General features: G+C 37.7%; 24 protein-coding genes. 13 read left to right on the forward strand and 11 right to left on the reverse strand.

All coding sequences use genetic code 11. The annotated features are described in order from the left end of the window. Positions 1 to 109: 109 nt before the first annotated feature. Positions 110 to 1930, reverse strand: a complete 1821-nt coding sequence (gene rho, locus ACYT6F_RS04390; protein ID WP_472600046.1) for a transcription termination factor Rho — start codon at positions 1928 to 1930, stop codon at positions 110 to 112. Between the two features lie 145 nt (positions 1931 to 2075). Between rho and ACYT6F_RS04395 the strand changes: the two genes are divergently transcribed. The 4 genes from ACYT6F_RS04395 to ACYT6F_RS04410 all read left to right on the forward strand — a co-directional run bounded on the left by ACYT6F_RS04395 (position 2076) and on the right by ACYT6F_RS04410 (position 5908). Then, positions 2076 to 2465, forward strand: coding sequence for a DUF4293 family protein (locus ACYT6F_RS04395; protein WP_472600047.1), 390 nt, complete (start codon positions 2076 to 2078; stop codon positions 2463 to 2465). Positions 2466 to 2636: 171 nt separating this feature from the next. Beyond that, positions 2637 to 3557, forward strand: a complete 921-nt coding sequence (locus ACYT6F_RS04400; protein ID WP_472600048.1) for a M28 family metallopeptidase — start codon at positions 2637 to 2639, stop codon at positions 3555 to 3557. A 152-nt stretch (positions 3558 to 3709) separates the two neighbouring features. Continuing rightward, positions 3710 to 5548, forward strand: coding sequence for an ABC transporter ATP-binding protein (locus ACYT6F_RS04405; protein ID WP_472600049.1), 1839 nt, complete (start codon positions 3710 to 3712; stop codon positions 5546 to 5548). Positions 5549 to 5563: 15 nt separating this feature from the next. Next, the gene (locus ACYT6F_RS04410) at positions 5564 to 5908 is read left to right on the forward strand and encodes a DUF1801 domain-containing protein (protein WP_472600050.1); all 345 of its coding nucleotides are present in this window, start codon (positions 5564 to 5566) and stop codon (positions 5906 to 5908) included. Positions 5909 to 6072: 164 nt separating this feature from the next. On the opposite strand, the gene ACYT6F_RS04415 is transcribed toward ACYT6F_RS04410, so the two are convergent. The 5 genes from ACYT6F_RS04415 to rsfS all read right to left on the reverse strand — a co-directional run bounded on the left by ACYT6F_RS04415 (position 6073) and on the right by rsfS (position 10742). After that, complete coding sequence (locus ACYT6F_RS04415; RefSeq protein ID WP_472600051.1) at positions 6073 to 6726, reverse strand: phosphatidylserine decarboxylase family protein; 654 nt, start codon at positions 6724 to 6726, stop codon at positions 6073 to 6075. A 4-nt stretch (positions 6727 to 6730) separates the two neighbouring features. Continuing rightward, a complete protein-coding gene (locus ACYT6F_RS04420) occupies positions 6731 to 7603 on the reverse strand; it encodes a phosphatidate cytidylyltransferase (RefSeq protein ID WP_472600052.1) in 873 nt (290 codons plus the stop codon). 26 nt (positions 7604 to 7629) lie between these two features. Continuing rightward, a complete protein-coding gene (locus ACYT6F_RS04425; RefSeq protein WP_472600053.1) occupies positions 7630 to 8211 on the reverse strand; it encodes an LUD domain-containing protein in 582 nt (193 codons plus the stop codon). 134 nt (positions 8212 to 8345) lie between these two features. Then, the gene (ftsH, locus tag ACYT6F_RS04430; protein ID WP_472600054.1) at positions 8346 to 10358 is read right to left on the reverse strand and encodes an ATP-dependent zinc metalloprotease FtsH; all 2013 of its coding nucleotides are present in this window, start codon (positions 10356 to 10358) and stop codon (positions 8346 to 8348) included. 15 nt (positions 10359 to 10373) lie between these two features. Continuing rightward, positions 10374 to 10742, reverse strand: a complete 369-nt coding sequence (gene rsfS / locus ACYT6F_RS04435) for a ribosome silencing factor (RefSeq protein ID WP_029298073.1) — start codon at positions 10740 to 10742, stop codon at positions 10374 to 10376. An 86-nt stretch (positions 10743 to 10828) separates the two neighbouring features. Here rsfS and ACYT6F_RS04440 point away from each other — a divergent pair, with 86 nt between their 5' ends. Next, positions 10829 to 11545 carry a biotin--[acetyl-CoA-carboxylase] ligase gene (locus tag ACYT6F_RS04440; RefSeq protein WP_472600055.1) on the forward strand — a complete coding sequence of 239 codons (717 nt, stop codon included), beginning with the start codon at positions 10829 to 10831 and terminating at the stop codon, positions 11543 to 11545. On the opposite strand, the gene ACYT6F_RS04445 is transcribed toward ACYT6F_RS04440, so the two are convergent. The 4 genes from ACYT6F_RS04445 to ACYT6F_RS04460 form a co-directional block, all read right to left on the reverse strand. After that, the gene (locus tag ACYT6F_RS04445; RefSeq protein WP_472601097.1) at positions 11539 to 12648 is read right to left on the reverse strand and encodes an LptF/LptG family permease; all 1110 of its coding nucleotides are present in this window, start codon (positions 12646 to 12648) and stop codon (positions 11539 to 11541) included. The two genes, ACYT6F_RS04440 and ACYT6F_RS04445, sit on opposite strands and share 7 nt — an antisense overlap. A gap of 104 nt (positions 12649 to 12752) precedes the next feature. Further along, positions 12753 to 13886: a tRNA guanosine(34) transglycosylase Tgt gene (gene tgt, locus ACYT6F_RS04450; protein ID WP_472600057.1), complete on the reverse strand. Its 1134-nt coding sequence runs from the start codon at positions 13884 to 13886 to the stop codon at positions 12753 to 12755. A 7-nt stretch (positions 13887 to 13893) separates the two neighbouring features. Continuing rightward, on the reverse strand, positions 13894 to 14271 hold the full coding sequence (locus ACYT6F_RS04455; RefSeq protein ID WP_472600058.1) for a DUF4296 domain-containing protein: 378 nt from the start codon (positions 14269 to 14271) through the stop codon (positions 13894 to 13896). Between the two features lie 66 nt (positions 14272 to 14337). Next, positions 14338 to 15054, reverse strand: a complete 717-nt coding sequence (locus ACYT6F_RS04460; RefSeq protein WP_472600059.1) for a polyprenol monophosphomannose synthase — start codon at positions 15052 to 15054, stop codon at positions 14338 to 14340. Between the two features lie 176 nt (positions 15055 to 15230). On the opposite strand from ACYT6F_RS04460, the gene ACYT6F_RS04465 reads away from it, so the two are divergent. From ACYT6F_RS04465 to ACYT6F_RS04480, 4 genes are all read left to right on the forward strand, one after another. Then, the gene (locus tag ACYT6F_RS04465) at positions 15231 to 15800 is read left to right on the forward strand and encodes a DUF4271 domain-containing protein (protein WP_472600060.1); all 570 of its coding nucleotides are present in this window, start codon (positions 15231 to 15233) and stop codon (positions 15798 to 15800) included. Positions 15801 to 15811: 11 nt separating this feature from the next. Beyond that, positions 15812 to 16552 carry a uroporphyrinogen-III synthase gene (locus ACYT6F_RS04470; protein ID WP_472601098.1) on the forward strand — a complete coding sequence of 247 codons (741 nt, stop codon included), beginning with the start codon at positions 15812 to 15814 and terminating at the stop codon, positions 16550 to 16552. An 86-nt stretch (positions 16553 to 16638) separates the two neighbouring features. After that, the gene (locus ACYT6F_RS04475; protein WP_472600061.1) at positions 16639 to 18684 is read left to right on the forward strand and encodes a S9 family peptidase; all 2046 of its coding nucleotides are present in this window, start codon (positions 16639 to 16641) and stop codon (positions 18682 to 18684) included. Beyond that, positions 18681 to 19025, forward strand: a complete 345-nt coding sequence (locus tag ACYT6F_RS04480) for a hypothetical protein (RefSeq protein WP_472600062.1) — start codon at positions 18681 to 18683, stop codon at positions 19023 to 19025. Before ACYT6F_RS04475 ends, ACYT6F_RS04480 begins: the two co-directional genes overlap by 4 nt. Positions 19026 to 19119: 94 nt before the next feature. Here the strand turns inward: ACYT6F_RS04480 and ACYT6F_RS04485 are convergent, their stop codons facing one another. Continuing rightward, positions 19120 to 19614: an SRPBCC family protein gene (locus tag ACYT6F_RS04485; RefSeq protein WP_472600063.1), complete on the reverse strand. Its 495-nt coding sequence runs from the start codon at positions 19612 to 19614 to the stop codon at positions 19120 to 19122. A 196-nt stretch (positions 19615 to 19810) separates the two neighbouring features. Here ACYT6F_RS04485 and ACYT6F_RS04490 point away from each other — a divergent pair, with 196 nt between their 5' ends. The 4 genes from ACYT6F_RS04490 to ACYT6F_RS04505 all read left to right on the forward strand — a co-directional run bounded on the left by ACYT6F_RS04490 (position 19811) and on the right by ACYT6F_RS04505 (position 23277). After that, positions 19811 to 21358 carry a sensor histidine kinase gene (locus ACYT6F_RS04490; protein WP_472600065.1) on the forward strand — a complete coding sequence of 516 codons (1548 nt, stop codon included), beginning with the start codon at positions 19811 to 19813 and terminating at the stop codon, positions 21356 to 21358. A gap of 142 nt (positions 21359 to 21500) precedes the next feature. Then, a complete protein-coding gene (locus ACYT6F_RS04495; RefSeq protein WP_169231468.1) occupies positions 21501 to 22187 on the forward strand; it encodes a response regulator transcription factor in 687 nt (228 codons plus the stop codon). Between the two features lie 69 nt (positions 22188 to 22256). After that, on the forward strand, positions 22257 to 22889 hold the full coding sequence (locus ACYT6F_RS04500; RefSeq protein WP_472600066.1) for a hypothetical protein: 633 nt from the start codon (positions 22257 to 22259) through the stop codon (positions 22887 to 22889). Positions 22890 to 22908: 19 nt separating this feature from the next. Then, complete coding sequence (locus ACYT6F_RS04505) at positions 22909 to 23277, forward strand: hypothetical protein (RefSeq protein ID WP_472600067.1); 369 nt, start codon at positions 22909 to 22911, stop codon at positions 23275 to 23277. The last annotated feature ends 26 nt before the right edge of the window (positions 23278 to 23303 follow it).

Genomic DNA, 23303 nt, shown 5'->3' on the forward strand with positions numbered 1-23303 from the left:
AATGATAAAAAATTAAGGTAACATTAAAACTTCCAGCTTACACTTTTCAACCAAAAAAAACACGAACTAATAAGTCCGTGCTTTCTATTTAACAAAATAAATTAATTTATTATTTATTCATCGACATCAGGAATTCCTCATTATTAATGGTTCCTTTGATGTTTTTGTCAACAAATTCCATAGCTTCCACAGGATTCATTTCAGAAAGATATTTTCTTAAAATCCACATTCTCTGTGAAGTAACCTCATCAAGAAGCAAATCGTCTCTACGGGTACTCGAAGCCACAAGATCAATGGCAGGATAAATTCTTCTGTTGGCAATTTTTCTGTCCAGCTGAAGTTCCATGTTTCCTGTTCCTTTGAATTCTTCAAAGATCACCTCATCCATTTTGGAACCCGTATCGATAAGTGCAGTGGCAATAATCGTTAAAGATCCGCCGCCTTCAATTTTTCTTGCTGCCCCGAAGAATCTTTTCGGTTTGTGAAGTGCATTGGCATCTACCCCTCCGGAAAGCACTTTTCCTGAAGCAGGTGTTACTGTATTGTATGCTCTGGCCAATCTTGTAATAGAGTCTAATAGAATTACAACATCATGTCCGCATTCTACCATTCTCTGTGCTTTTGCCAGAACAAGGTTAGCTACTTTTACGTGCTTTTCTGCCGCCTCGTCAAATGTTGATGCGATAACTTCCGCATTTACACTTCTTTCCATATCCGTTACCTCTTCAGGGCGTTCGTCGATAAGAAGCACCATCATATAAACTTCAGGATGATTTGCTGCAATAGAATTGGCAATATCTTTCAGAAGCATGGTTTTACCGGTTTTCGGCTGGGCAACAATCATTGCTCTCTGCCCTTTTCCGATAGGAGCGAACAAATCGACCACTCTTGTAGAAATGGTAGAACCTTTTCCTGCGAGATTAAATTTCTCTTCCGGAAAAAGCGGAGTTAAATATTCAAAAGCAACGCGGTCTTTGATGAATGCTAAATCACGTCCGTTAACTTCTGTTGGTTTTAATAAAGAAAAATACTTTTCACCTTCTTTCGGCAACCTCACGATACCTTTTACGGTATCCCCTGTTTTTAACCCGAAATTTCTGATCTGAGCCGTAGAAACGTACACATCATCCGGTGATGAAATATAACTGAAATCTGATGAACGAAGGAAACCGTAGTTATCCGGTAAAATTTCCAGAACGCCTTCAATGCTCACCATTCCGTCGAAACTGAACTCCCTTTTCTGTTCCTGGTGTTCATCGTTTCTTTCAGAATGTTGCTGCTGATGCTGCTTATTCTGGCTTTGGTTTTGATTATTGTTCTGGTTTTGGTTTTTATTCTGATTTCCGTTGTTGTGCGGATTGTTGTGTTGTCCTTTTGGGGATCTGGCCTGGGCTTGAGGGTTGCTTGGCCTTTCTTCTGCTGGAGCAGGTTCTGGGGATTCTGTGTTTTTAGGAGCTTCCGGTTTCTCTTGCGGTGTTTCTGTAGCAGCTGCATTTGGTGTGGAAACCCTTTTTCTTTTTTTCTTTGCCGCCGGTGTTGCATTTTCCTCTGCCATTTCTGCCGGTTCGGCTTTTATTTCTTCCTGAATCGGTTCCTGTGAAGGTATTTCTTCAGTTTCTATTTTTTCTTCAGCCTTTGGTTTTTGCTCTGCCTGTGCCTCTGTTTTAGGTTTGGCAGCCGTTTTCTTCGGGGCCGCTTTTCTGGCAGGTGCTTTCGCAGGTTTTTCCGTGGCTTGCTCTTCAGTATTTATACTGCTTTCTGTGGCGCTGAAATATTCTTTTGCCACTTTGGGATTCGAAGCCTGAAAGTCAAGAATTGCAAAGATTTTGTCATTTTCAGTGCTGTTTCTTGCAACTTTAACGCCCAAATCCTTTAAGATTTTAGTCAGCTCCGTTACGGATTTTGACCTTAACGTTTCAATGTTAAACATATTTAATGTAAAAAATGTAATTAATTGTGAGTAAGAAAAGTAAGTCCGGTGACTTTTGTTTTCAAGTACATTTGTATAATGCAAATCTACACTTATTTTTGAATTGTGCAAAATTTATGCTACTTTTGCAGGGAATTTAATTGTCATGATACAAAGAATACAGACGATATGGACATTTCTGGCAGTTTTAGCTGCTGTGTTTCTGTTCATTACTGGTCAGGACGTAATCATTTCCGAGAGTTTACCTGTGCTGAATGTCTTGTGTGTAATCCTTGTTTTAACAGGATTATTAAGTGTATTCAGTTATAAAAACAGAAAAAGACAAATTTTGCTGAATAATATCAGCATCATTATAAACGTTTTGTTGGTTGGTATATTGATTTACTGGTTACTCAACTTATCCGGAGGAATTCAGATTCCTGAGAAGGGTATTGAGCCAATATTTCCATTAATTGCGATTGTATGCTTGTTTCTCGCAAACATATCCATCAAAAAAGATGAGAGGCTCGTAAAATCTGTAGACAGACTTCGATAACCGTACAACGATTTTTTGAGTGAGACAGCTTCTTTTCAGGAGCTGTTTTTTTTTGTTTTTAAATTACTTTTTTACACAAAGTACGCTTCTACTTTGCAGTAAAATTTAATTCTGTAATTAAATGCAACATTTACCTTTAACCTGCGACAGATTATTTATAAATTTTATTACATGAAAAAACTAACCTATCTTACCTTTTCACTGTTTTCAATATTTTCCTTTGCCCAGGAAGTCTCCAAAGAAAGAATTCAGACTGTTCTTTCAACACTGGCATCAGATGAAATGAAAGGACGTGAAATCGGAACTCAGGAAAATGAAAACGCAGCGAACTATATTGCCAAGCTTTTCAAAGAAAATAATCTAGAGTACTGCACAGGAAATTCCTTTCTGATTTCTTTCACCTACAAAGGCAAAACAGCGTATAATGTTTGTGGAATTAAAAAAGGGAAAACAGATAAGTATTTAGGCTTTTCCGGGCACTTTGACCATATCGGAACCAGCAATAATCCAAAAGATAATATTTATAACGGAGCCGATGATGATGCCAGCGGAATCACAACACTTGTAGGAATTGCTGATTATTTTAAAAACAAAAAACCTGAATTTTCAATGGTCTTTATGGCATTCAATGGCGAAGAAAAGGGAATGCTCGGATCGAAGGCGATTTCGACGGATAAAAACCTGGACAATATCTATAATAATCTCACAGCTCTTTTTAATTTTGAAATGGTGGCAACAGAATCTGCATTCGGGAAAAACGCCCTCTTCATGACCGGTGATGAATTTTCTGACCTGGATGAGCTGTTTAATCAAAATGCCGTAAACGGCCTTAAAATCAATCCCGATCCTTATGCTACTCAACAGCTGTTTTACCGCTCAGACAATGTGAGTTTTGTAAAAAAGAAAATTATTGCCCATTCTTTTTCCACGGTCGATATGACAAAAGCCTCTCACTATCATAATGAAAGCGATGACATCAACGTTGTAGATTTTGACAATCTTACCCAGATCATCAATAATTTCGGAAAAACGCTTGAAAAACTGTCTCCTAAGAATTTCAGTCCGAAATACAACAATACCGTAAAATTCTGATTCTAATACAGCCACCCGAACGAGGTGGTTTTTATTTTATAAAATGTTGTAACAAAAACTGCAGAAATAAAACATATTATAAAAAGTAAAAGACCTTTAAAAACGTCTTATCATTTAAATTATGTAATTTTGCTATCCAATTTTTTCATTGAATGAATCAATATATTAAAATACTTAAGTTCGCAAAACCTCATCAAAAATACATTTACGGAAGTTTGTTCTTCAATCTTATGTATTCTGTATTTCAGATTGCTTCCTTAGGGACTATTCTGCCGGTTTTGGGAATGCTTTTCGGAACCATAGAAGCTAAAAAATACAAAACAGCACCGGTATATTCGGGTGAAATCCTCGATTTTTTTTCCTACGCAAAAGAATACGCCAATTATTATGTTCAAAGTCTGGTAACCCAATATGGAGCTCTTAATGTTTTGGCATGGCTTTGTGTAATCACAGCCTTCATGTTCCTGTTAAGAAATCTTTTCAGGTATCTGGGATCTTTTTTACTTATCAATTACAGAGTAGGTGTTACTAAAGATCTTCGGGGAGCCATGTACAGGAAAATACTTTCTCTGCCTGTAGCCTTTTTTACGGAAAGCAGAAAGGGTGATCTTATGTCCCGAATGTCCAACGACGTGGGAGAAGTAGAAGGAAACATTCTTGGGAGTCTTGTAGAACTTATTAACGCTCCTTTCATGCTGATCAGTACACTGATAACATTATTCTTTTTAAGCACGGAAATGACGCTTTTCTCGCTTCTTGTTTTACCGGTGATGGGAACAATGATTGCCCTGATCGGAAAGAGCCTTAAAAAGGACTCTCATGAAGCGCAGAACGAAATGGGAAATATTTTCTCAATTGTAGATGAAACGCTGAAATCTACGAAAGTTATTAAAATTTTCAGTGCGGAAAAAATAATGGACAGCCGGTTTATGCAGTCTATGCAGCGATGGATCAACAGTTCGATACGATTGGGAAGAAAAAAAGAGCTGGCCTCGCCGATGAGTGAATTTTTAGGTTCTGTCACCTTTTTAATTATCGCATGGTACGGAGGAAAACAGATTATCGTAGAACAGAGTATTTCTCCTGCAGATTTTCTTGTGTTCTTAGGCATTTTCTTTCAGATATTGCCTCCGGTGAAGAGTTTATCCCAGTCTATTTCCAATGTTCAGAAAGGAGAAGCTTCTCTGGAAAGAGTTCTTGAAATCCTTGATGCTGACGTGAAAATTGATGAAGCTCCGAATCCGGTAAGTATTTCTACCCTTAATCAATCCATCGAATTTAATAATATTGGTTTTTATTATGATAAAGACCACACCATCCTTAAAAATTTCTCACTGAGCATTCCAAAAGGAAAAACAGTAGCCTTAGTAGGCCAGAGCGGAAGTGGGAAAACGACTATTGCCAATCTTTTAGCGCGGTTTTATGATGTTTCCGAAGGGGAAATTTTAATTGACGGGGTTAATATCAAAAATTTAAAGCTAAAGGAATATCGGAAACTTTTAGGAATGGTTACCCAGGAATCGGTTTTGTTTAATGATTCTGTTTACAATAATATCCTGATGGGCAAACCCGATGCTACGAGAGAAGAAGTAATTGCTGCCGCAAAAATAGCCAATGCAGACACATTCATTTCGCAGCTTCCTGATGGATATGATTCTAATATCGGGGATGATGGAGGAAAGCTTTCCGGAGGTCAGAAACAGAGGGTTTCGATAGCAAGGGCTGTACTGAAAAACCCTCCGATCATGATTCTTGATGAAGCAACTTCGGCTCTGGATACGGAATCTGAAAGATTTGTACAGGATGCTCTGGAAAAAATGATGGAAAACAGAACTTCTCTTGTTATTGCACACCGTCTTTCAACCATTCAGAAAGCCGACTGGATTGTGGTAATGGAAAGGGGAGATATTGTAGAACAGGGAACGCACCATGATCTTATCGCCAAAAAAGGGATGTACAACAAGCTGGTAGAACTGCAAAATTTCGATTAAATTTAATTTTAACACATGAATCCTATACAAGAGTATTTCTACAGACTTCATGAGCCTGCAAGAAGTACTCTTCTGTTTTTGCGGAAAAAAATTCTGGAATCTGACGCGGAAAACATTACGGAAACGTTCAGTTTTAGGTTACCTTTTTTCAAATACAAAAAGAAAATGCTGTGTTATTTTAATTTCAGCAAAAAGTACAAATGTCATTACATCAGTTTTTATCACGGCGACAGACTCGATCATCCGCAATTACTCCGGGAAGGCAGGAAAAAATTTAAGATACTGCTGATTGATCTAAATGAAGATTTACCTTTGGATGTGATTCTGAACTTAATAGATGAAATTAAAAAGTTTTATTAACGGTTTTTTCAGCTTATCCTTTCTTAAATTTAGGCTAAAGCCGATTGAATGATATTTTAATTGTAGACGGGCTAAAGCCCGTCCCTATTGATGCAAATTCTTCATTCATTTAAACCAAATAAAAAGGCTGCTTCTACCGAAACAGCCTTTATATATAAGTAATATTATTCTTTCATTCTTGCAATCACATCCAGACCTCCTTTTGTGATATCGCCTATTTTACAGATAATTTCCGTATCCAGCGGTAAGAAAACATCCATCCTTGACCCGAATTTTATAAACCCGAATTCATGGCCTGCTTTAGCATCATCTCCCTCATTACAGTAGAAAACAATTCTTCTGGCTACATATCCCGCAATCTGGCGAAATACCACCTTGTGATTGGTAAGACTTTCTACAGCAACCGTAGTTCTTTCATTTTCTGTAGAAGATTTCTCATGCCAGGCTACAAGATATTTTCCCGGATGATATTTTTTATAGATTACCTTTCCCGAAACAGGATATCTGCAGATATGGACATTAAGCGGAGACATGAATATGGAAACCTGAATTGCTTTTCCTTTTATAAATTCATCTTCTTCCACTTCCTTTATCATCACCACCTTTCCGTCTACCGGGGCAATTACATTTTCCCTGTGTTCCTGGATGTCCCGGTCCGGAACCCTGAAGAACCAAAATACGAGACTGTAAACGACCAATAAAGGCAGAATGATCACCAATGACCACATTTCAAGAAAATAAATGGCCAGTGCACTCAAAATGATAAACAATAAGGAGGCAACGGTGATGGTTCCTTTTGATTCTCTGTGTAATTTCATGAGATTATATAAATTTTGCTAATATAAAGTACAAATATACGACAGGAACGCAGATTAAAAAACTATCAAGCCGATCTAATACTCCGCCATGTCCCGGAATGATGTTTCCACTGTCTTTTACTCCAAAGTTTCTCTTCAGCTGACTTTCTACAAGATCTCCTACAGGAGCGAAGGCTGCCACCAGAAATCCTACGACCATCCAGTTTCCCCGGAGATCAGGATAATAATGCTCAATAAAGTAGGATAATACCAATGTAAGCACAACCCCGCCTATATATCCTTCCCAGGTTTTTTTAGGCGAAATTTTAGGAGCCATTTTATGTTTTCCGAAGAATTTCCCTGTTAAATAAGCAAAGGTATCACTGCTCCATATTAATACGAACAGGAAAAGGACTTCAAGGGTAAACCGGTCATCAAATCTTGAAAATTTCGGGAGGCCTAATGCAAAACTAAACGGCAGAGCCACATAAATGACCATAAAAATAAGTTTCCCGCTGTCATAATACAATTCGTTCGGATATTTAAATAGAGTGACCACAGCAATGACTATTAAAAGCAGGGCCAGAATTTCACTGAACCTGAAATCAAAAAAGAAATCGAAGTGGAAATATCTTTTGGAAAAAATGTAAAAAACGAAGGTAATAAGAGGGAGAACCACCCATCTTTCGTAGCCGTTCCCGAACTTCATGATTTTAAAACATTCCCAGGAGCCTGCTCCCAGAAGAAACGTGATGAGTCCGTAATAGAGATATTCCTGCTTTACAAGATCGGGACTTACGCCGTTAATCAGCTTTGCGCCTAAAGGCGTTGTGCAAAGAATGATAATTGCTACATATACAATTCCTGATACCGTTCTTTGAATGAGATTTTTGTCCAAGATTTTAAAATTTATAACGTTGATGCTTAATCTTCAAGCAACAATAAAAACAGTTTGGTATTGCTGTTGGAAGAAGTATCCAGTTTTGACTGTGCTCCGCTGATGGAAGTGAGGTTTTTGATATTGCCGTTTCTTTTGATCTTTCCCATGGCGTCATTAAGATTACTCACGATCTGTGAAACATTGGCCATCACAATAATTTTACTAGGCAGCCGTGATGAATGGTAGTGAAGGATATTATTGTGAGAAAGCATTATTCTTCCGTCATAGGCAATAAGATATTCACAGGTGATGAAACTTGCATCATTATCGCTCTGCAGTTCCGGAGTATAGGATGTTTTTACAACATTTAAGAAATTCTGAAGATCTTTATCCCAGCAGAATACATTGCTGATGCCTTCTATTTTGATAATCTGATGTAGAGTCTGTAATGCCTCTGCTTCATCTGCGCAGTAATTGAAAAATCCTCCTGAATGCGTAAACAATTGGGCAAATTTATAGTCAAGATCCGCATTTTTAAGCGAGTCTCCTAGTTTTTCCAGACTTGGTTTTTCTTCTTCTTCCGGCTGGTTGGTAAGTTTGCTTACAATCCTTTTGAACAAATTCAATTTAATTTTTTTTTTAGACGCTTTATACAAAAATATAAAATTATCATATAGAAATCTAAAAACGTGCCGATAAATATGAAAAAACCTGACAAATCAGAGACTGTCAGGTTTTCTTAATCTAATTAAAAAGCTTTTTAGATTTGGGTAGGACTTTCAGGTGCCTGAATTTCACTATCTTCCTCTTTATCTTTAATGATAATTTCCTCGCTTGGCTGCTGTGATGCCGGGATGGTATTTGTAACAGGTTTTTCTGTCAGTTCCGGATCCCATGCTCTTTTCCCAAACACTTCTTCAAGATCTTCTCTGAAAATCACCTCTTTTTCAAGAAGTTTGTTGGCAAGCGCATCGAGTTTATCTTTATTTTCTGTCAGAATCTGAACAGCACGGTCATATTGAGTTTCAATAATTCCTTTGATTTCAATATCAATTTTTTTCGCTGTTTCTTCGGAATAAGGTTTTCCGAAATTGTATTCAGACTGGCCTGAACTGTCGTAATAAGATATATTACCGATATTCGGGCTTAATCCGTAGATCGTAACCATTGCCTGTGCTCTCTTCGTTACACTTTCCAAATCAGAAAGGGCTCCTGTCGAAATATTATTGAAGATAACCTGCTCTGCAGCTCTACCCCCTAAGGTTGCACACATTTCATCAAGCATCTGCTCTGTAGTTGTAAGCTGTCTTTCTTCAGGTAAATACCATGCTGCCCCTAAAGATCGCCCTCTCGGAACAATAGTTACTTTTAACAGTGGTGATGCGTGCTCTACCAACCAGGAGATGGTAGCGTGTCCTGCTTCATGATAAGCCACTCTTTTCTTTTCAGATGGTTTGATGGCTTTGTTTTTCTTTTCAAGACCACCGATGATACGGTCTACCGCATCAAGGAAATCCTGTTTTGTAACTGAAGTATGGTTGTTTCTTGCTGCAATTAATGCTGCTTCATTACATACGTTAGCAATATCCGCCCCACTGAATCCCGGAGTCTGTTTTGCTAAAAACTCTCTGTCTACACTGTCATCAAGCTTGATTTTCTTTAAATGCACATCAAAGATCTGTCTTCTTTCATGCAACTCAGGAAGATCAACATAGATAGAACGGTCGAAACGACCGGCTCTCATTAATGCTTTATCAAGAATATCTGCCCGGTTGGTTGCAGCCATTACAATAACGTTGGTATCTGTTCCGAAACCATCCATTTCCGTAAGAAGCTGGTTCAGTGTGTTTTCTCTTTCGTCGTTTCCGCCTGAGAAGTTATTCTTTCCTCTTGCACGCCCGATGGCATCTATCTCATCAATGAAAATAATTGCCGGTGATTTTGCTTTAGCCTGAGCAAATAAATCTCTTACTCTGGATGCACCTACTCCTACAAACATTTCTACGAAATCGGATCCTGAAAGTGAGAAGAAAGGCACTTTGGCTTCTCCCGCTACAGCCTTTGCCAATAGCGTTTTACCTGTTCCCGGAGGCCCTACCAAAAGTACACCTTTAGGAATTTTACCTCCCAGCTTCGTATATTTTTCTGAGTTTTTAAGGAAATCCACGACTTCCTGAACCTCTTCTTTGGCTCCTTCTAATCCAGCTACGTCTTTGAAGGTCACCTGGATTCTTTCTTTTTCGTCAAAAAGCTTGGCTTTGGATTTCCCGATAGAGAAAATCTGACCTCCGGGGCCGCCTCCGCTTCCCATTCTTCTGAAAAGAAGGAAATAGAATAATCCTAAAATGGTGATCCAGATTAATGCCTGAATAAGAATGCTCATCAACGGGCTTTCGCCTTCAGCATAATCCTTAGATGTAGCAATCTGTGGGTTTTGCTGTTTTAAAGCATCAAATTTTTCAAGGAATAATCTAAGGTCTCCGTATTTAAGCGTATAATCTGCTTTCGGAGCCATTGAAAGACCTGAAAAAGGGTTTGCTTTATCGTCTTTTTTTACGGTAGCTGTCTTAGCAGCCTGTGTTAGAAACACGTCAGCCTTCTGGGCTTGTTTATCTATTAAAACTCTCTGGATTTTTCCTGCCTGCATTTCTTTAAAGAAACCGTCCTCATCAATAGTTTTTGCACTGTTATCACCTAAAAAATTAGGAATAAAAAATAACAAAAGAGCTATGATCGCAATCGGAAAAAACCAGTTAAATCCTTTATTGTTCATTTATACTTTTTAAAATTAAAATTCATTTTCGATTCTGGTAATGACCGCATCACCCCAGAGTTCCTCTATATCGTAGTACTCACGTACCTGTTTCTGGAAAATATGTACCACTACGGAAACGTAGTCTACCAGCACCCACATTGCATTTTCCGTTCCTTCTACGTGCCAAGGTCTTTCTTTAAGCTCATTTCTCACTTTCTTTTCAACACTACCTGCCAGTGCGGCTACCTGTGTATTTGAGTTTCCGCTGCATATCACAAAGGTCTCTGCGACAGAGTTTTCAATGTTTGAAAGATCGAAGATCATAATGTCTTCTCCTTTTACATCCTGAATTGCCTCAACGATTTTATCTAATAATTCTTGTTTTTCTGCTGTTTTATTCATTAAAAAATACTATAATCTGCAAATTTATTGTTTTTCTTTCACTTTAGCCTTACTTTTAACCCCCGAAAGTCTTAAAGTTTTCTTAAATGAGTCAACTATTCTACCTGAAAGAATGTTCTTCTACTAATGACGAAATTTCAAAGTTTTTACTTTATGAAAATTCTGATTTTATTGCGCTTCATACATTTCATCAAACGAAAGGCCGTGGCCAGTACGGAAATACATGGTCAGCTGCTGCTGAAAAAAATTTAGCCTATACTCTTGCGGTAAAGACGGAAAATTTTCCGGTGTCTGATTTCTTGTTCAATTATTATACCGCAATCATAATCCGCGATTTCCTTGCCAATTTGACTGATAACAGCGTGAAAATAAAGTGGCCTAATGATATTATTCTTAAAAATAAAAAAATCGTAGGAATTTTGATTGAAAAGAAAAAAATTTATCAGAATAATTATTTTATTATCGGAGCCGGGTTTAATATTCTCCAGGAAAAATTTGACGAAATATCGAATGCAGGATCTATCTTAACACAGACAGGAAAGCATTTTAACCTTAATGAATTCACCATTTCGCTTCATGATTTTATGGTTGAAAAATTAAATGCAATTCCTTCTGAAGATGAAATAATGAGCTGTTTTAACGCCGGTTTATTCAGAAAAGATGAGATTTCTGTTTTTGAACTTAATGAAAAGAGACAAAATGGCATCATTAAAAATGCTGACACAAACGGTAATCTGTGGATTGATCTTGAAAATGACGGGCTACGTTCCTTTTTTCATAAGGAAATAAAACTCCTTTATTGATTGGCCCTTTTCAGGTACAGGAACAAAGCGAGGGGTGAAAACACGATGTTAGGAAACCACATAGCGAGAGCCGGCGACATGCTCTTATTTTCTGAAACTACTTTAAGTGCTTCAAATGAGAATACAAAGACAAACGCCAGAGAAATCCCTACAGCCAGATTAATTCCCAATCCGCCCCGTTTTTTCTGCGAAGAAAGAGAAAGAGCCAGAAAGGTAAGGATCACAATTGAAACAGGCATAGATGTCCTTTGATAAAGTTCGTTCAGGTGGGCATTCAGGTTGCTGTTTCCTTTTTCTGTTTCTCTTTGAATGAATTTCATGAGTTCAGGGGTTGTTTTGTTCTGCCCCAGCAATTCATTGGGAAAAAGTTCCTCCGGATCGTGTCCAAAACTTTTCTTTAAATCGAAGCCATTTGATAATTTTTCGGTATCGTCCTTATTAATGGCTTTTTCGGTGTATGAGTTCAGAACAAAAACTTTTTTATCCTTATCCCAGGAAGCATCCGAAGCTTTAAGCTCGTACACCATTTTCCTGTTTTTATCAAACTTCTGGTAAGCAAATCCTGACCCTCTTTTTTCACGTTTGTTCCACGAGTTGATAAAAATATATTCCGTTTTGCTGAGCTGTGCTGAAACAGGAGCCGTACCCAAAACTTTTTCTTTGTTGGCAGCGTTGTAAGTATAAGCTTCCAGCTGATTTTTCTGGATATTTGCCCAAGGCAACACAAAATGGTTGATTCCCAGGGAAATCACCGCAATAAAAAGTGAGGTCAGCAAATAAGGTCTTGCAAACCTGTGGAAGCTTGCTCCACTGCTGATGATGGCGACAATTTCCGTATTGTTTGCCATTCTTGATGTGAAATAAATCACAGAAATAAACACCAAGATGGACAGGAATGTCATCACAAGGTTGACGATCCAGAATGGATAAAAGTGCACCAAAAAATACGTAAGGTTCAGCTTCGGATCAATCGCGGTCGCATTTTCGATCCTGGGGATTTTCTGCTGGACATCAATTACCAAAACAACAATAGACAGCAAAATCAGCATGAAACTGAAAGTCCCAAGGTATTTTTTTACGATGTATCTGTCTATAATTTTCAGCATTATTTATTTTTTAATGCGTTATTAATTTGTTTTATACATAATTTGAAAGGATTTGCATCCTATTCTTCTTTAGGTCGTCCTTTCAGGACTCCCATTTTGAACTATAATCGTTGACGGAGAACCGGAACAACGGAATTTTTCCATTGATAAAAATCTCCTGCTAAGATATGTTCTCTTGCGACTTTTACCAAATCCAGATAAAATGCCAGGTTATGAATAGATGCAATCTGTTTCGCGAGATATTCTTTAGAAACAAACAAATGCCTCACATATGCTTTTGAATACTCTCTGTCTACGAAACTTGTTCCAAACTCATCCAGCGGCGAAAAGTTTTTTTTCCACTTTTCGTTTTTCATATTCATCACTCCTTTCCAGGTGAAAAGCATGGCATTTCTGGCATTTCTTGTCGGCATTACACAGTCCATCATGTCGATTCCCAGGCCTATTGATTCCAGAATATTCCACGGAGTTCCCACTCCCATTAGATATCTTGGTTTTTCTTTTGGTAAAATATCGGTAACCTCATCGGTTATTCTGTACATTTCTTCTTCGGGTTCGCCTACGGAAAGTCCGCCGATGGCATTTCCTTCTGCACCGGCTTCTGCAATTACCTGTGCTGATATTTTCCTCAGGTCGGAATAGGTAGATCCCTGAACAATAGGGAAAAGCCTTTGTTTGTGTCCGTATAATTCGGGATTATTTTCCGTCCATTCAATGCATCTTTTCAGCCAACGGTGAGTAAGCTCCATGGATGATTTAGCCTGATTGTATTCGCACGGATACGCCACACATTCGTCAAAAGCCATGAAAATATCAGCTCCGATCTGTCTTTGGATTTCCATAGACTTTTCCGGGGAAAACATGTGGTAACTTCCGTCGATGTGAGATTTGAATCTTGCTCCTTCTTCAGACATTTTTCGGCTGCTTGCCAGTGAAAATACCTGAAAGCCTCCTGAATCGGTAAGAATAGGAAGGTCCCAGTTCATGAATTGATGAAGCCCTCCCGCTTCCTGCATGGTATCCATTCCGGGACGAAGGTATAAATGATAGGTATTTCCCAAAATAATCTGGGCCTTTATGTCTTCTTTTAATTCTCTTTGGTGAACGGTTTTTACACTCGCTACTGTTCCAACAGGCATAAAAATCGGTGTCTGAATCTTACCGTGGTCTGTGGTAAGCTCCCCGGCTCTTGCTTTGCCCTCAGAGGTTTTTTCTATTGTAAAAAACTTTTGCATCTTATAATTATCTTGATAAAGGAGGAAGATTTTCAGTGTTTTCTGTCTTGCTCATTTTATCTTTTACATATTTTTCTGCTTTCGGATCTTTTTTTAATAATATTTCCTGTGCATCTTCAACGATTCCGTTCATTTTTTCCTTTACCACATAATATTTAAAGCTTTCTATATAGTCGGCTGATTTTACATTATGTGTTTTAAGAACATACCTTGTTCCTGCCTCCAGGTTTGAATTTGGGTACATAAAAGTTGCCTGATCATTAATGGCCAGATCTGCCATGATTTCAGCCATTTTATCTTCTGGTAAAAGATTTTTGGGCTTATCAATGTAATCTCCGCAGGAAAGCAAAGATATCAGTACGAAAAAGAAGATCAATTTTTTCATCAGTTAATTTTTATCTGTTTTGATGAAAGCTGCCATATTTCCGAATGAAGTTTACAGCATATCATGTTATAATCTGTTGATGATTGATTTCCACTTTAAATTTAAAACTCCGAAAACCGCTTCATGAATGATTCCGCCATTCATTTTGCTTTCTCCAAGGATTCTGTTGGTAAAAATAATCGGTACTTCTACAATTTTGAATCCTTTTTTAAAAGTCCTGAATTTCATTTCAATCTGAAATCCGTATCCTTTTAATTTCACATTATCCAGCCCGATTTCTTCCAGCACTTTTCTTGAAAAACAGACAAAGCCTGCAGTAGTATCGTGAATCGGCAATCCCAAAACGAATCTTACATATTTTGACGCAAAATAAGAGAGCAATACTCTTCCCATTGGCCAGTTGACTACATTTACCCCTTTGGAATATCTTGATCCGATAGCCATATCGGCATTTTGACATGCATCAAAAAGTCTTGGCAGATCAGCAGGATTGTGCGAAAAATCCGCATCCATTTCAAAAATATAATCGTAATTATTTTCGATGGCCCATTTAAACCCATGGATGTAGGCTTTTCCCAATCCGTCTTTTACTCTTCTTACCGATAAATGCAGAAAATGAGGATGTTCTTTCTGCAATTCTTTTACCAGCTCTGCTGTACCATCGGGAGATGAATCGTCTACTACCAGAATATGAAAATCATCTTCCAATGCAAAAACTGCGGAAATAATTTTTTCAATATTTTCCTTTTCGTTATACGTGGGAATGATGACCAGTTTTTTCATTTCAGTTTGCAAAGATAGTTTATTTAACCTTTTTATTTTATACAAAATAATCTATAATTTTGCAAAAAAATACTCCTTTGCCGTTATCACAACATTTTATAAATCATATAAGAATACCTGAGAACAACGATTGGGTGATCTTTATATTGTTGGGTTGCATCTTTTTATACCTTTTTATGATGAACATCATTGAAAGGGAAGCAAATCTCAAAGACTTTCTGCTGCAGAAATATTTTGATGCAAGCAACAATTTTCCGAGCTGGGTCATCACTTCATGTGTAACGGCCCTCACCTTGACCGTGCTGGTATCACAGTACATTCCTACCGTCCCGAAATACATTGCAGATCTTCAGGTGCTGGGATATCAGCTGAACAAATTCGGATTCTGCCTGATTGCTGTGATTCTTTTTTATATGCTGAAATCAGGATTGGGATTTTTATTTTTTCAGAGTACGGGAGATGGAAAAAAGTGGACCGTATTTTATTTTACCGCTACAAAATTTTATTTTATCCTGTCTTTCATCCTGATTATCCTGTGTGTAACGCACTATTATTTCCCACTGGACAGAAATAGAATGTTCATGTACTACTTTTACTTTTTCTCTTTTGTGTTCATTTTCAAGGTTTTTTTCTATTTATTTCACAAGAATAATATCTTACCTGAAAAATGGTATTATAAATTTTTGTATATTTGCACCCTCCAAATTGCACCTCTTTTGTTGCTTTGGAAATTATTATTTTTTTAATACTGTCAATGATGAGAATAAAGTCAATATTGGTTTCTCAACCAGCGCCAAGTGAGTCGTCTCCGTACCTGGATATTGCAAAGAAGGAAAAGATAAAAATAGATTTCCGCCCTTTCATCCACGTAGAAGGAGTTGACAATAAAGAATTGAGAACACAGAAGATCGATCTTACGCAATATACCGGAATTATTTTCACGAGTAAGAATGCGATTGATCATTACTTCAGATTAGCAGAAGAGCTGCGTTTTGCAGTTCCCGACACCATGAGGTACATCTGCCAGTCTGAGGCGATTGCCAATTATCTTCAGAAGCATATTGTTTACAGAAAAAGAAAAATCAGCTTCGGGGAAAAGAATTTCTCGGATCTTCTTCCTTTATTCAAAAAATTCCCGACAGAGAAATATCTTTTGCCTTCTTCGGATGTATTGAGCCCGGATATTGTGAAAACAATGGAAGCTTCCAATACAGACTGGAAAAGAGCTATCATGTACAGAACAGTTTGCAGCGATCTTACCGATATCAATGTAAAGGATTACGACATGCTGATATTCTTCAGCCCACAGGGAATCAAGTCATTACAGCAGAATTTCCCGGACTTCAAACAGGAAGAAACAAAAATAGGCGTTTTCGGAACCACTACTCTTGCTGCCGCTGAAGAAGCCGGGCTGAAAGTAGATCTTATGGCTCCTACCAAAGAAACTCCATCCATGACTATGGCCTTGGAGAAGTACATCAAATCGCTTCACAAGTAAGTTTTACTGTAAAATATAAAGCAACCGTCTTTTCATCAGGAAAGATGGTTTTTTTTTAACTAAATTTGAACAAGAATTAATATTGAATGGAAGCTCCAAAGGCAAAAAAAATAGAAAAAATCCTTGAAACACACGGTGATAAAAGAATTGACAATTATTTCTGGCTTAATGAACGGGAAAATCCGGATGTCATAAAATACCTTGAAGAAGAAAATGCCTACGCAGATTTCGTAATGAAAGATACGGAACAGCTGCAGGAAGAACTTTTTGAAGAGATGAAAGCCCGGTATAAGAAAGACGACGAATCTTTACCGTATTTTTTCAACGGATACTGGTATATCGTGCGCTATGAAGAAGGAAAAGAATACCCTATTTTCTGCAGAAAATACCAAAGTTTAGAAAACAATGAAGAAATTATTCTTGATGTTAATATACTGGCAGAAGGCGAAAGCTACTTTGAAGTAGGAAGCGTTGCCGTTTCTCCGAATAATGAGCTGGCTTCTTTTTCAACAGACAATGTGAGCCGCAGAATCTATAGCATCAACTTCAAAAATGTAAAAACAGGAGAAATTCTCCCTGATAAGATTGAAAATACAACAGGAAAAGCAGTCTGGGCTAATGATAATGTGCATGTATTCTACATCCGAAAAGATGAAAGCCTGAGAGCATTCCAGGTGTACAGACATAAGCTGGGAACTGACGCATCAGAGGATGTTTTAATATTCCATGAAAAAGATGATACTTTTGATGTGAATGTTTTTAAAACAAAATCTTTAGAATATATTTTTATTGCAAGCTCGAGCACAATCTCAGACGAACACCGGTTTATTCCTTCCGATAATGTTTTCGCAGAATGGACAATCATTCAGCCAAGAATTGACGACCTGGAATATTCTGTTGAGCATTATGAGGACGAGTTTTACATTATCACCAACGCTGATGATGCTTTTAATTTTAAAATTGTAAAGACGAAGATCAATAACTGCGGAATGGAAAACTGGGTCGACGTAATACCGCACCGCCCTGAAGTTTTGCTGGAAGGTTTTGAGATTTTTAAAAATTACCTTGTTCTTGAAGAAAGAGAGCAGGGATTGCTGCAAATTAAAATCATAGACGAAAAAACTCAGGAATCTCATTATTTGCCGTTTTCCGACCCTACTTATACGGTTTACATCGGGGTAAATCTTGAATTTGACACGGAGGTTTTACGCTATGGTTACACCTCTTTGACGCAGCCCAGCTCCACTTACGAATATAATATGAAAGAAAAAACCACCGTTCTTCTGAAACAGCAGGAAGTTTTGGGTGGAAAATTCTTTGCTGAAAATTATATTTCCGAAAGAATCTGGGCAGACTCCAGGGACGGAAGCTCAAAAGTTCCGATCTCTCTGGTTTATCACAAAGACACCAAAAAATCTGCAGATACACCTTTGCTTCTCTATGGTTACGGAAGTTATGGACATACCGTTGATGCAAGTTTCTCGAATGTAAGATTATCAATTCTGGACCGTGGTTTCATCTATGCGATCGCTCACATCAGAGGAGGAGAATATTTGGGACGAGAGTGGTACGAAGACGGAAAAATGCTGTTTAAGAAAAATACGTTCTTCGATTTTATTGATGCCGGAAAATTTTTAATTAAAGAAAATTACACTTCCTCAAAACACTTATACGCAATGGGCGGAAGCGCAGGAGGACTGCTGGTAGGTGCTGTGATGAATTATGACCCTTCATTATTCAACGGGATTGTAGCGCAGGTTCCCTTCGTAGATGTGGTTACCACCATGCTGGACGAAACAATCCCTTTAACGACTGGGGAATATGACGAGTGGGGAAATCCAAACGACGAAGAATACTATCATTACATGAAAGAATACTCGCCTTACGATAATGTAGAAGCGAAAGAATATCCAAATGTACTGATTACGACAGGCTTGCATGATTCTCAGGTACAATATTGGGAGCCCGCAAAATGGACTGCAAAATTGAGAGAACTGAAAAAGGATAACAATATCCTGATTTTCAAAACAGACATGAGTGCAGGACATGGCGGAGCAAGCGGAAGATTTGAATCTTTAAAGGAAGATGCGCTGGAATATGCGTTTTTACTAAAATTAGAAACAAAAAAATGATTAACGAAGCAGAATACTGGCTAAAAATAGAACAATTTTTCGTAGAAAATTTTGATACGGAAAAAAATGCACCGATAGAAACGTATCTATTTCTGATCGGACTTCAGGAACTGGGGAGCGGTCAGCAGAAATACACAAAAGACGATAAGGTCAACTTAATTCATATTGCAGTCTGCCGATTACTGGAACCTTTTGGGTATTATAAATTTTCACATTACGACGATGATGGCTATCCGCATTTCGAAAAACTGGAAGAACTGCCTGAGCTGAAACCCAATGAACAGCAGCTTTTAATGAAAAAAGCGATTATTCAGTATTTTCAGGATGAAGAAATCGTTTAAAATTAAAGACGAATAAAAAACGGAAAGTAAAAATACTTTCCGTTTTTTATTCATCTTAGTTTTTGGCTAGGCCCCTCCCATTGATATTTAAATATTATTTAATACTGCTGAGAATGCTTTCCAATTGATTTAAGCCTGTTTTAAAACCCTCTTCAAATCCCATTTCTAAGAGCTGATTCATTGCCTCTTCAGAGGCAAAGTGAATATTGATGGTTACTTTTGTTCCTTCTTCCACTCCGGTAAAACCAAACAGCCATTTTGCTTCCGGGAAGTCAGGATTTACATTTCCGTTTTCATCGCAGAAAGAGTCGGTTCCGTCGAAACTTCGATGTTCCGCTATTTCTCCGTACTTTACTTTAGCATAATGTCTTTCACCTTCAGGTCCAAGCATTGAATACAGCCATATTCCTCCATTTTTAAATTCCTGAGTTTTGGTTTTACATTTCCACGGGTTCGGGGCCCACCATTGATCGAGCAATTCGGATTTAGTAAAATAGTTCCACACTTGAGTAACATCAGCATTATAAACATGCATTACATACACACTGGCAGCATCTGCATCTCTGTTAAAAACGATTTCGGATTTCATATTAATAATTTATTTACACAAATCTACTTTTTTATTTAATGAAAGCTCTTTTCCTATGGTAAAGAATTAAAAATTTATAAATAAATGTTAAAAAACACATTTTTAAGAAAAATAACACAATTTTTTGGCTCGTTTTTTGTTTGTCAAGTCATAAAATAATTAATTTTAACAGTCTGTTTTTTAAATTAAAAAAATAATGAATAATAAATTCATCCCAATAATATCGGTGTTTATGACGATTTCACTGATTGTCTTCGTCACGCTCCAGTTTTATTGGTTGAAACGTTATTATGGTGCACTGGATCAGGATTTCTCTTCCAAGGTTTATTCTGCCTTGGAAAACACCTCAAAGATCATCGGTGAAGCTGAAGTTGATAAGTACCTGAACGTCGAAAATAAAGATTTCAGAAACAGCATTCTTGCTAACAGCGACCAGCCGTCGCTAACTACGATTCAGCAGGTAGAGGATTCAGGGACTCAAAGGCAAATTGTTTATTCGAAAAGCATTATTGAAAAAAACCAGCTTCCGATTTCGCCAAAAGGAGACTCGCTGAAGCTTACCACATTGTATTCTGATGAAGCCTCTTACAAAATAAAAAGGGACACTACCAACCGGGAACTCCTGACAGCAGATATCAACCGCGATATTGAAAACGGCGATTATGCCATGAAAGAATTTGTGAGGGTAACCGGAAACAATCTGCCCATCACCAAAAGAGTAGACGAAAAAACATTGGATTCCGTTATTACAAAAGAGCTGCGGATCAGAGGGATTTCAGCTACTTTCGGGTATGGAATTACAGACAAAAACAACAAGCTTACCAGTGTTGTTAATAAATTATATAAAGATAAAAAAGATAACAATACGTACAGCTATCCCCTGTTTACAGATTCTAAAGAAAGAACGCTGTATACGCTTGCCCTGGTTTTTCCCAAAAAGGAATATTCTCTGGCGATGAATAACTGGCCGATGCTGCTGGGAACATTTCTGTCCTTACTTACCATTTTGGGCATTTACATCATTTCTATTAATTATATGATGAGACAGAAAAAACTGGCAGAGGTAAAAACAGATTTCATCAACAATATGTCCCATGAGTTTAAAACACCGCTGGCGACTATTTCCGTGGCTACAGATTCGCTGGCAAATGATAAAATCGCAACCAATCCGGATAAGGTAAAATACTATTCCGAATTGATAAAACAGGAAAATCTGCGCATGAAAAAGCAGGTAGAGAACGTTCTGAACATGTCGAAGCTTGAACGGAATGAGGTAAAATTATTCCTGAAAGAAGCCAATGTAAGAGAACTGATCAGAAGAACGGCAGAATCTTTCAGTCTTATTGTAAAACAGAGAAACGGAACCCTGAGAGAGGAATTCAATGCGACAAATTATAATTTTAAAATAGACGAATTCCACATCTCCAACATGTTGGTAAACCTTCTGGATAATGCCAATAAATATTCTCCGGAAACGCCCGAAATTTCCATTAAAACAAGAAATGAAGGACATTTTTACGTGATTGAAATTTCAGATAAGGGAATGGGTATGGAAACGCAGAACAAAACAAAAATTTTCGAAAAATTCTTCAGAGAAGAAACCGGAAATATTCATAATGTAAAAGGCCAGGGATTAGGATTATCTTACGTTAAAAAAATTGTAGAACTTCATAAAGGTCAGATTCTGGTAGATTCTCACAAAGGAAAAGGAAGCACATTTACCATAAAACTGCCGATGAGTTAGAGATAAAAAACAAGTGAATTATTAAGATTTAAAATTATAATCATCACTTGCTAAGCATTATTTAAGATCAACCAAATAAACAAGATATAAGAAGAGAGAATGGCGTGTTCATTCTTAGTATTAAAATTTAAGTATTAAAACTATGAGCAACAGAATATTATTAGTAGAAGACGATCAGAGTTTCGGAGCAGTTTTGAAAGATTATTTATCCATCAATAATTTTGAAGTTACCTTGGCCACAGACGGCGAGCAGGGATTGAAAGAATTCACGGAAAATGAATTTGACATCTGTATTTTCGACGTTATGATGCCGAAAAAAGACGGATTTTCGCTTGCCGAAGACGTGAAGAAAATTGACAAAAATACACCGATCATTTTCCTGACTGCCAGAAATATGAGAGAAGACATCCTGAAAGGATACCAGCTGGGAGCAGATGATTATATCACCAAACCTTTCGATACGGAGCTTCTTTTATACAAAATAAAAGCCATCCTTCAGAGAAGTTCTACCCTGGAAAATGAAGAGCAGGAACAGTTCAAAATCAGCAATATCTTTTTTGATTCTATGCTGAGACAGCTGAGAGTAGGAGATAATGAATACAAACTTTCACCTAAAGAAAATGAGCTGCTAAAGCTTCTTTGCATCCATAGAAATGATTTTATGCCGAGAGATCTTGCTTTGAGAAAAATATGGAAAAAAGAGAATTATTTCACCGCAAGAAGTATGGACGTATATATCGCAAAACTGCGTAAATTACTGAAAGATGATGAAGGATTGGAGATCATTAATGTACACGGTGAAGGATTCAGACTTTTAGTTAAGAATTAATTACAAAAATCCTTACGATAATTATAAATTAGCAAAGCAATTCAAAATGTTTTGCTAATTTTGTTTTATATGAAGAATACAATTTTCGGCATCCTTGCCATCTCCATAGTAACAATCTCTTGTAAAAAAGACGAGAGAGCAACTTATATTAAAGAAGAAGCCGGTGTTCAGCAGCCTGCCATAGTGGCAAATCAGGCTCCCAAAGCTTCATTGCTGGACCAGGCCGGAATCCAGACTGTACAAACCCCTTCTGCAGCAGCCGTTACAGCTCCCGGGATGAATCCTCCGCACGGACAGCCGGGCCACAGGTGTGATATTCCCGTAGGTCAACCTTTGAACAGCAAACCTGCCCAACCAGGTCAGACTGCTTCAGCGACACCTAATCAGGCTCAGACCATTCAGATTGATCCCAATTCTTTACAACCCGGAAAGTTTTCTGTAGAAAATGGAAAAGCTAAAAATAGTAAAACGGCCAAAGGAATGAATCCTCCGCATGGCGAACCGGGACACAGATGTGACATTCCGGTAGGACAGCCGCTAAACAGCAAACCGGCTCCACAACCTGTGCAACAAAATATTGTCCAAAATACACCCGCTCCGACACCTACTACCGCTCCAACAGGTCCAAAACCCGCTTTGAATCCCGCACACGGAGAGCCCTGGCATAATTGTGCCTTAAAAGTTGGTGATCCTTTGCCATAATTTTTGTATTTTTGCAGTGATGAAAATCGTTCAGATCATAACAATTGTATTTTGCTTAGGAATTTTCCTGATTCCTAAAGACAATTTTTATGCTCAGAACATGCAGGAAACATGTTGCAAAAAGTCATCAGAAAGCTCCTGCTGCAAAAAAAAACATACAGAACATTCTAAAGAAAATCACAGCAAGAAACAGAAAAGTTCTTCATGTCATGACGACTGCTGTACCTCCTGCGCAATGTGCTACAGTTTTATAGAAACTCCTTTTTCCAGAAGTCTTAAGCTGGATATTTCATACTACAAAGCCAATAAAAACTTACACTTTGAATACTCAGACCCTTATATTTCAGGCCGTCTGAGAGAAATCTGGCAACCCCCGAAAATAGGTTAATTAAAAGAAATCGTATAATGTATAAT

Source organism: Chryseobacterium sp. NG-CE01 (assembly GCF_055695505.1).

Bases quoted from the DNA above. Each gene is read 5' to 3' on its own strand.
- ACYT6F_RS04400 (WP_472600048.1), top strand. From the start codon at position 2,637: ATGAAAAAACTAACCTATCTTACCTTTTCACTGTTTTCAATATTTTCC.
- ACYT6F_RS04500 (WP_472600066.1), top strand. From the start codon at position 22,257: ATGAAGAATACAATTTTCGGCATCCTTGCCATCTCCATAGTAACAATC.
- ACYT6F_RS04495 (WP_169231468.1), top strand. From the start codon at position 21,501: ATGAGCAACAGAATATTATTAGTAGAAGACGATCAGAGTTTCGGAGCA.
- ACYT6F_RS04505 (WP_472600067.1), top strand. From the start codon at position 22,909: ATGAAAATCGTTCAGATCATAACAATTGTATTTTGCTTAGGAATTTTC.
- rho (WP_472600046.1), bottom strand. From the start codon at position 1,930: ATGTTTAACATTGAAACGTTAAGGTCAAAATCCGTAACGGAGCTGACT.
- ACYT6F_RS04475 (WP_472600061.1), top strand. From the start codon at position 16,639: ATGGAAGCTCCAAAGGCAAAAAAAATAGAAAAAATCCTTGAAACACAC.
- ACYT6F_RS04410 (WP_472600050.1), top strand. From the start codon at position 5,564: ATGAATCCTATACAAGAGTATTTCTACAGACTTCATGAGCCTGCAAGA.
- ACYT6F_RS04465 (WP_472600060.1), top strand. From the start codon at position 15,231: ATGATGAACATCATTGAAAGGGAAGCAAATCTCAAAGACTTTCTGCTG.
- rsfS (WP_029298073.1), bottom strand. From the start codon at position 10,742: ATGAATAAAACAGCAGAAAAACAAGAATTATTAGATAAAATCGTTGAG.
- ACYT6F_RS04455 (WP_472600058.1), bottom strand. From the start codon at position 14,271: ATGAAAAAATTGATCTTCTTTTTCGTACTGATATCTTTGCTTTCCTGC.
- tgt (WP_472600057.1), bottom strand. From the start codon at position 13,886: ATGCAAAAGTTTTTTACAATAGAAAAAACCTCTGAGGGCAAAGCAAGA.
- ACYT6F_RS04485 (WP_472600063.1), bottom strand. From the start codon at position 19,614: ATGAAATCCGAAATCGTTTTTAACAGAGATGCAGATGCTGCCAGTGTG.
- ACYT6F_RS04405 (WP_472600049.1), top strand. From the start codon at position 3,710: ATGAATCAATATATTAAAATACTTAAGTTCGCAAAACCTCATCAAAAA.
- ACYT6F_RS04490 (WP_472600065.1), top strand. From the start codon at position 19,811: ATGAATAATAAATTCATCCCAATAATATCGGTGTTTATGACGATTTCA.
- ACYT6F_RS04460 (WP_472600059.1), bottom strand. From the start codon at position 15,054: ATGAAAAAACTGGTCATCATTCCCACGTATAACGAAAAGGAAAATATT.
- ftsH (WP_472600054.1), bottom strand. From the start codon at position 10,358: ATGAACAATAAAGGATTTAACTGGTTTTTTCCGATTGCGATCATAGCT.
- ACYT6F_RS04395 (WP_472600047.1), top strand. From the start codon at position 2,076: ATGATACAAAGAATACAGACGATATGGACATTTCTGGCAGTTTTAGCT.
- ACYT6F_RS04440 (WP_472600055.1), top strand. From the start codon at position 10,829: ATGAGTCAACTATTCTACCTGAAAGAATGTTCTTCTACTAATGACGAA.
- ACYT6F_RS04415 (WP_472600051.1), bottom strand. From the start codon at position 6,726: ATGAAATTACACAGAGAATCAAAAGGAACCATCACCGTTGCCTCCTTA.
- ACYT6F_RS04470 (WP_472601098.1), top strand. From the start codon at position 15,812: ATGAGAATAAAGTCAATATTGGTTTCTCAACCAGCGCCAAGTGAGTCG.
- ACYT6F_RS04480 (WP_472600062.1), top strand. From the start codon at position 18,681: ATGATTAACGAAGCAGAATACTGGCTAAAAATAGAACAATTTTTCGTA.